This is a genomic window from Streptomyces sp. NPDC046805 (genome assembly GCF_040645355.1).
In the GTDB taxonomy this organism is placed as follows: Bacteria; Actinomycetota; Actinomycetes; order Streptomycetales; family Streptomycetaceae; genus Streptomyces.
Genome location: NZ_JBEYYC010000036.1, coordinates 84,263 through 90,765, shown reverse-complemented (window position 1 = coordinate 90,765; position 6,503 = coordinate 84,263). Strand labels below are relative to the sequence as shown.

6 protein-coding genes and 4 pseudogenes are annotated in these 6,503 nt (G+C 66.7%); 6 read left to right on the top strand and 4 right to left on the bottom strand.

Annotated elements, in window-relative coordinates:
* Positions 1 to 608: 608 nt before the first annotated feature.
* From ABZ910_RS30990 to ABZ910_RS30980, 3 genes and pseudogenes are all read left to right on the top strand, one after another.
* Positions 609 to 806 (top strand): annotated as a pseudogene (locus ABZ910_RS30990) (transposase); the annotation flags it as partial.
* 143 nt (positions 807 to 949) lie between these two features.
* Positions 950 to 1,363, top strand: a complete 414-nt coding sequence (locus ABZ910_RS30985; protein ID WP_361371512.1) for a PPOX class F420-dependent oxidoreductase — start codon at positions 950 to 952, stop codon at positions 1,361 to 1,363.
* 31 nt (positions 1,364 to 1,394) lie between these two features.
* A pseudogene (locus ABZ910_RS30980) lies at positions 1,395 to 1,948 on the top strand (IS5 family transposase); the annotation flags it as partial.
* Here ABZ910_RS30980 and ABZ910_RS30975 read toward each other — a convergent pair.
* A complete protein-coding gene (locus tag ABZ910_RS30975) occupies positions 1,937 to 2,803 on the bottom strand; it encodes a helix-turn-helix transcriptional regulator (RefSeq protein ID WP_361371510.1) in 867 nt (288 codons plus the stop codon). The pseudogene ABZ910_RS30980 and the gene ABZ910_RS30975 sit on opposite strands and share 12 nt — an antisense overlap.
* A 119-nt stretch (positions 2,804 to 2,922) precedes the next feature.
* On the opposite strand from ABZ910_RS30975, the gene ABZ910_RS30970 reads away from it, so the two are divergent.
* The 3 genes and pseudogenes from ABZ910_RS30970 to ABZ910_RS30960 all read left to right on the top strand — a co-directional run bounded on the left by ABZ910_RS30970 (position 2,923) and on the right by ABZ910_RS30960 (position 3,860).
* Complete coding sequence (locus ABZ910_RS30970) at positions 2,923 to 3,273, top strand: nuclear transport factor 2 family protein (RefSeq protein ID WP_361371507.1); 351 nt, start codon at positions 2,923 to 2,925, stop codon at positions 3,271 to 3,273.
* Between the two features lie 5 nt (positions 3,274 to 3,278).
* Positions 3,279 to 3,562, top strand: a pseudogene (locus ABZ910_RS30965) (DUF1330 domain-containing protein).
* Positions 3,563 to 3,635: 73 nt separating this feature from the next.
* The gene (locus tag ABZ910_RS30960; protein WP_361371504.1) at positions 3,636 to 3,860 is read left to right on the top strand and encodes a hypothetical protein; all 225 of its coding nucleotides are present in this window, start codon (positions 3,636 to 3,638) and stop codon (positions 3,858 to 3,860) included.
* 312 nt (positions 3,861 to 4,172) lie between these two features.
* On the opposite strand, the gene ABZ910_RS30955 is transcribed toward ABZ910_RS30960, so the two are convergent.
* The 3 genes and pseudogenes from ABZ910_RS30955 to ABZ910_RS30945 all read right to left on the bottom strand — a co-directional run bounded on the left by ABZ910_RS30955 (position 4,173) and on the right by ABZ910_RS30945 (position 6,404).
* Complete coding sequence (locus ABZ910_RS30955; RefSeq protein WP_361371501.1) at positions 4,173 to 4,739, bottom strand: DUF6529 family protein; 567 nt, start codon at positions 4,737 to 4,739, stop codon at positions 4,173 to 4,175.
* A 660-nt stretch (positions 4,740 to 5,399) separates the two neighbouring features.
* Positions 5,400 to 6,065 carry a nitroreductase gene (locus ABZ910_RS30950; protein ID WP_361371498.1) on the bottom strand — a complete coding sequence of 222 codons (666 nt, stop codon included), beginning with the start codon at positions 6,063 to 6,065 and terminating at the stop codon, positions 5,400 to 5,402.
* An 88-nt stretch (positions 6,066 to 6,153) separates the two neighbouring features.
* A pseudogene (locus ABZ910_RS30945) lies at positions 6,154 to 6,404 on the bottom strand (DUF664 domain-containing protein).
* Positions 6,405 to 6,503: the final 99 nt, after the last annotated feature.

Here is a 6,503-nt window from a genome sequence, read left to right as displayed (position 1 = left end):
ATGATCACGGATCCCGTGTCCGCTCTGTCATCCACCCCAACCCGCGGCATCCTCACGCCAGTTGGGCGATCCCGGGAACTTGCGCAAGCCCTGGCAGGTGGCCTCGCCGTTACCTGAGCCAAGGGCTTTCAGGAATGCCTTGCCAGAGTCCTCCAGCGCTGCGAGGTCCGCTCTGGTGTCGCGAATCGTGAGGAACACCCCTGTGCCTCCGATCGCGAGCAGTACCCCCACCCCCCCCCACAAGATCAACAGGCGCCCCCTGTCCCACCCTCTCGTGCTGGCCAACGTCCTCATTCCTCGGTGCCGTAACCTACGTGTTGACCGGTACCCTCATCATCGGAAGTGTCTCAGCACGGAACTCCGCGAGAAAGCCGACGACGGCCGCAGACACAGTGGCTTCCGCGGCCATTGACCTTCCCCTCGCAGCCCGATGCTCACCAGGTCGCCGCACCGGCTTCCGGCAGACCTTTCAGCAGCAAGATCACGATCTACGGTGACAGCGGGTTCGTCGGGCACGTCGAACAGACCGCCGCCTGGGCTCACGCTCACGTGCACACTGTCGACCTGGTCGTGAACACCCACTGGCACTCCGACCACGTCTCGGCGTCCGCATCGCCCGCAAAGGCATCGACTCCAGCGAACGACTCGGCCACCAAAGGTGGGTCATCGAACGCACCACCTCCTGGCTGACCGGCTACCGTCGTCTCAACCACCGCTACGAGCGGCAACAAGGCAACCACCTGACCTTCCTGGGACTCGCCGCCGCCCTCTGCTGCTACAAACAGCGCCTCAAACTGACCGTGTAGGACACCGTCTTACTGATCGTTGCAGAATGACATGAGCCCGGGCTTCGCGGTTTGCGATCTCGGCCGGTGGGGGTGCCCTGCGTGCGCGCCGGCAGGGGAAATGTCGGTCGACGCCGCCTGACGACCTGGCTAGGGTCGCCGGCGTGACCATCAAGTTGAACGATGCCGCCCACAGGCTCCTTGACGATGTGAATCCCGCGGTGCTGGCCACCGTGAACCCCGACGGCAGCCCGCAGACCTCAGTGGTCTGGGTCGCCCGGGACGGCGACGAACTGCTGATCTCTTCGGCAGCCGGCCGTCGCAAGGTCACCAACGTGGAGCGTGACGCGCGGGTCAGCCTGACGGTCTACGACCGGAACAACCCGCTGCGATACCTGGAGGTACGCGGTACCGCGACGGTGGCCGAAGATCTGGGCCGAAAGCTGGCCGTCGCACTGGCCGAGCAGTACGAGGGACCCGACGCGGGTGAGGAGTACCTGGAACTACCGCCGGAGGTGGTGCGGGTGGTCGTCAGGATCACCCCGCAGCGGCTGGTCGGCACCTTCACGACTGACTGACCGTTTCTGAGCAAGTTGAGCCCGCGATCTTGTGCCTGGCGATGTTGATCGGGAGGCTGTGTGGGAGGGTGCTGATCTTGTTCCGGACGACCTGTGGGAGCACGTGACTCCGCTGCCGTCGCCCGTTCCCGAGCGCCGTCGTCGCCACTCCGAACGACTGCGCATTCCGGACCGAGCGGCGCTCGCTGGGGTGATGTACGTGCTGCGGACCAGCGTTGCCTGGCGCGATGTGCCCGTGGAGACCGTCGGCTGCTCCGGAGTCACGGCCTGGCGCCGGCTGTGAGACTGGACCGAGGCTGGCGTCTGGCCCCGCCCGCACGCCGCCATGATGGCTGAGCTACGTCAGACGGACCTTCTGGACCTGGATGACCGCACTGTCGACGGCTCACATGTCCGGCTCTCAAAGGGGGATCATGTCGGCCCTTCACCCGTCGACCGGGTCCGGCGCGGTCCCAAACACCATGTGCTCGTCGACCGGCACAGATCCCCGCTGGCTGTCCCTCTCACCGGCGGCAACGCCACGACGTCACCCAGCTGCTGCCGCTGCTGGACGCGGTCCCGCCTATCCAGGGCCTACGGGGGCGTAGTGAATCGCGGACGCGGACCCGAGTGCGCCCCGATGCCAGGAGCCGGGCCTGCCGCGGACCCTTCTGTCATGGTCCACCGCTGATCGAACCGGCGCCGAGTCTCCTCGTCCGCCGGCAGGAACGTTTCCAGATGCAGCCCTTCCAGGGCGGCATCGGTGGCGGTGCTGAGAGTGGCGGAGGTGCTGAAGAACCGGAGCGGGGTGCCGTCCACATCGATTTCGAGGGTGATCACAGGTCCCGTGAGGGGGGCGGCGACATCGGTTTTGTCGAGGTACCCGGCGATCTCTGCGGCCAGCTCGTGGTGGCGCTGGTCATGGGTGCGATCGGCACGGTGGCTCACCTTCTGCAGCAGATGGCTGCCCCACTCCGTGCGATTGCGGATACGGCCGGCCAGCCCATCCGAATGCAGACAGACCCGGACCACATTGATCGGCGGCTCCAGCAGCTCTGGCGCGCAACCGGCCAGCAGCTGATCAACGGCAGCGTTGGCATCGACGATGTCCCAGTGCTCGTCCAACAGCAGCGCGGGGTACGGCAGGTGGGCGTCGAGGAGTCGGCGCAGGCCGTCCATCACTACCGCGATCGACGCGTCGTCCAATTGGTGATCTTGATAGCGCGGCGCGTAGCCGGCGGCCAGCAGGAGTCGATTGCGATCCCGCAGCGGCACATCCAGGTTGTCGGAGAGGTGCATGAGCATCTCCGGTGTCGGGTGCGCCTTGCCGGTCTCCACTCGGCTGAGGTGCCGGGTGGAGACCCGCGATCGGTTGGACAGCTCCTGCTGGCTGAACCGGCGTCGTTCACGCCAGGTCCGCAGCAGTGCACCGACCGGTGGGACTTCGACTGCAACGCTCATGTCCGTGAGTCTAGGGGGCCGTGTCCGGGGTGCCATGACCTGTGAGGTCATGGATCGGACGGTCGGCCCGGGCCAGGATTCCTGGCATCAGCCGATCGAGACGAACGGGAGAGTTACACATGAAGGGCATCGTCCAGCAGTACCTGGCCACCTGGAACGCGACCGGTGACGAGCGGGCGACGTTGATCTCCGAGCATTGGTCGCCCGAGGCGACCTACACCGATCCGATGGTCGAGGTCTCCGGCCATGAGGGGATCGCTGCGGTCGTCGACGGCGTCCAGGCGCAGTTTCCGGGGTTTGTGTTCACCCAGGTCGGTGAGGCCGACGCCCACCATCGCCAGATGCGCTTCCGCTGGGGCCTGGGTCCGGAGGGAGCAGAGCCGCTGGTGATCGGATTCGACGTTCTGGTGTTGGACGAGTCGGGCCGGATCCAGGACGTGCGCGGATTCCTGGACAAGGTACCGGCCTGACGGCGGTGCGCGGGTACGTGATCGGTTACCTGGAGAATGTCGAGATCGGCCCGGAAATCGCGGAGTACATCGGGCGGATCGAGGCCACGATGGCACCACACGACGGTCGCTTCCTCGTGCACGGCGGACAGCTCGTCGGGCATGAGGGAACTGGGACGGCGACATCGTGATGCTGGAGTTCCCCGGTCTGGCCAGAGCGCAGGAGTGGTACAAGTCGCAGGACTACCAGGCGATCCGGCCGCTCCGCACCGAGCATGTGCCCTTGATGGTCGCACTGGTCGAGGGGTAGTCGATGGCCATCGCGCAATCGACAAGATTGCGCAGCTGTTCCCGCAGCTGAATGCCCCGGCCAGGTAGGCGAGGTGAGCGCGGACCGGCCACTCGGCGGTGCCCCACAGCTTCTCGTCGACGTCGCCGTGAACGATCCCGACCGCCTCGAACTGCAGATCGGGAAGTTCGGCGACGCCGGCGGGCAGCATCGCCGGATCGATGGCGGGCTGGTCGAGCGCGTGCGCGACCCAACAGCACGGAAGGTTCCGGCCGCAGCCTGGAGTTCGGGCTGCGGCTGGAGGATCCCGGCCTGCTGAAGGCCGCACGGCGGTTCCTGGCGGTCGAGGCGTCCGTACACCGTCGAGCGGGGCACCCGGAACATGTCCGCGGTCTGCTGGAGCGTCTTCTCCCGCTCGTCGTAGAGCCGCTGGGCGAGCGCGGGCCTGGTTCGCGGCAACGGTGGCATCGCCGAAGGCGCCGACGTTCATGGGCAGGATCGTGGAGGACTTCAGATATCGCTGGTTGATCACCTGGAACAGGGCAGAGGCACCGTCCTCGAGGAGGGGGCGGTAGCCAAGCTTGTCGCCCGGCCCGCCGTTGGCCGTCGGGAGAGACGTCTCGTGCTCTGCTCACAGGCCGGGTGCCTCGAAGCCGTTCAGGTACCAGAGGGCGGCGGTGTACCAGAGCAGTGCGATCGCGACGACGAGGGTGCCGCCAGCCAGGGGGAGCGCCCAGCCGGGCCAGCGGCGGTGGCGGACCACGATGACTTTGGCGACGAAGGCCCCGTAGAGGAAGCAGCCGGCGAGCGAGTGCAGCGCCACGCGGGGGTCGGCCAGCTCGACGCCGTAGGCAGTGATGCAGTGCACAGCGATGGGGATGGAAAAGAGGAAGGTGATCAGGCCGACGAGGCGGTGCGTAGGGGGGACCCAGTGCGGTGCGGATCGCAGTGCGGGCAGGCGGCCGTACATCCAGAGGGCAAGAAATAGCTGAATCAGCGCCAGGCACATAAGTGCGGAGCCGAGTTGGGCTTTGAGCCGCACGGCGTCGCCGCCGCGCTGCCCAAAGAGGCTGCTCGTGTAGTCCGGAATGTGTACCCGGCCGTACCAGAAGAGGCCGACCATCACCGCAATGGGCAGGAGCATCCAGAGGACGCCGTAGAGCCATCGACGGTTGGCAGGGTGAGCGAGGCTGTCCACCTGTTCAGCCGCCCCCGCTCTCGATTTTGCCGCCCTGGAGCTGGACGTCACACCACGTGGTGCCGAGGGCGGCGCTGGGAGTGCCGGTGGTACGGACCGATGCCGCGGAGGCAGAGCGAGGATCGATGCAGGCGGATGCGACCGCAGCCGGAGCGGGTTGCGATCTCACGCCGATCTTCGTCGTTCTGCCGCCGGAGCAACGGCTGTACACCGTGGCCCGCATGGCGTCAGCGGCGACCAAGGCGGCCGCGAGGCGAGGGTTTCTCAACGGATTCTCCAACCGTTGCGGGCCGATCTCGCCAGTACGTCCGAACAGTCCCTGCCTGGTCCAGTCGGCGCACCAGTAGGTACGCGAAGCGAGGAGAGCTGTTGGGCCGGACGGCCGATGAGAGCGACATGCCGTGGCTCCCCTGCGTTCGGATGGACGTGGCAGGCCGGCAGCCGACGGCTGGGGGGCCGCCGCCAGACCATCGCAGCTCCGGTGCCCATGATGAGCAAGACGGGCGGGGCCGACGGGACGGGTCACCGGAAGACTCGGCGCACAGCTCGATGCCGTCTGCCTCGATAACGCGCTCGGCCATTCGCTGCTTCTCCTGCCTCCTGCCTCCTGCCTCCTAGTGCCTGCCTCCGTTGAGGCATCGGTCAGTGACCGCCCAACGGTCACACTCCGATGAAGCTCACCGTTTCTGTCATGTCCACCCGTTCGGTGCGCAGTTGTGGCACGCCTTCCTTCTCGAAGCCCACCGCGACACCGCAGAACAGTACGAGCCCGTCGTCGGCACCGACCGTCCGGCCGACGGTCTTGCGATACATCGTCCACATCACCTGGGGGCAGCTGTGCAACCCTTCTGCCCTGAGCAACAGCATGACCGTCTGCAAATACATCCCCGCGTCCGCCCACTGCCCCGGCCCCATCGTCCGATCCAAGTAGCAGAACAGGACGACCGGCGCTCCGAACGCCTCCGAGTTCAAGGCGGCGATCTTCATGGGTCTGTCGGGGTCGTCGCGCTCGATTCCCAGGGCTTCGTACCGTTGGGCGGCCGCGGCGGAGAAGCGGTCCAGATACGGCGAGGCCAGTCCGGCCGGGTACATCGGATACTCCCGCTCGTCCCCCGGGTCTCCCGCCCACGCTCTGGCCGTCGCGCGGCTCTTCAGTTCGGCCAGGGGCTTGCCGGCCACGACATACACATGCCACGGCTGGAGGTTCCCACTCGACGGAGCCCGCGTCGCCGCAGTCAGCACTCGTTCGAGTATCTCCTTGGGTACCGGCTCATCACTGAAGGCCCGCACGGCCCGGCGACTGTCCACGGCTTCGTACACGTCCACGGCTTCTCGTCCTCTCACTCAACGACAGCCAAATCTCTACCGTGTTGAGCACACAACAGAGGCAGCGGTTGATGACATGCCGTACTCGTCACTGGCCCACTCTGCCGTCGACGCACTCGCGCAACAGGTCGGCGTGCCCGCAGTGACGGACGTACTCCTCGATCCTGTGCACCATCAGCTCCCGCACCGCGATCTCATCCTTCCTGACACGCTCGCGCAGGTCCGGGCGTTCGGCCAACGCGGCGTCGGGCCTTCGGTATCGCGGGGATCGTCGTCCGGATCGGCCCACATGTCGGGGTAGACGGTTGCCTGGCTCCATCGCACGGGTTGGTCAGTCATGCGTCGTGTGTTCGTCTGTGACGGCCCGGGCACGCTACTGAGTTCTCGCCGCACCATGGCGTCATGGCGCCGTGGTGGAGCCAGGATGAGGCACCGGCG

What these genes read in the sequence shown, in the direction of transcription:
- ABZ910_RS30975 (WP_361371510.1), bottom strand. Translation starts at nt 2,803, where the DNA reads ATGAGCGTTGCAGTCGAAGTCCCACCGGTCGGTGCACTGCTGCGGACC.
- ABZ910_RS30970 (WP_361371507.1), top strand. Translation starts at nt 2,923, where the DNA reads ATGAAGGGCATCGTCCAGCAGTACCTGGCCACCTGGAACGCGACCGGT.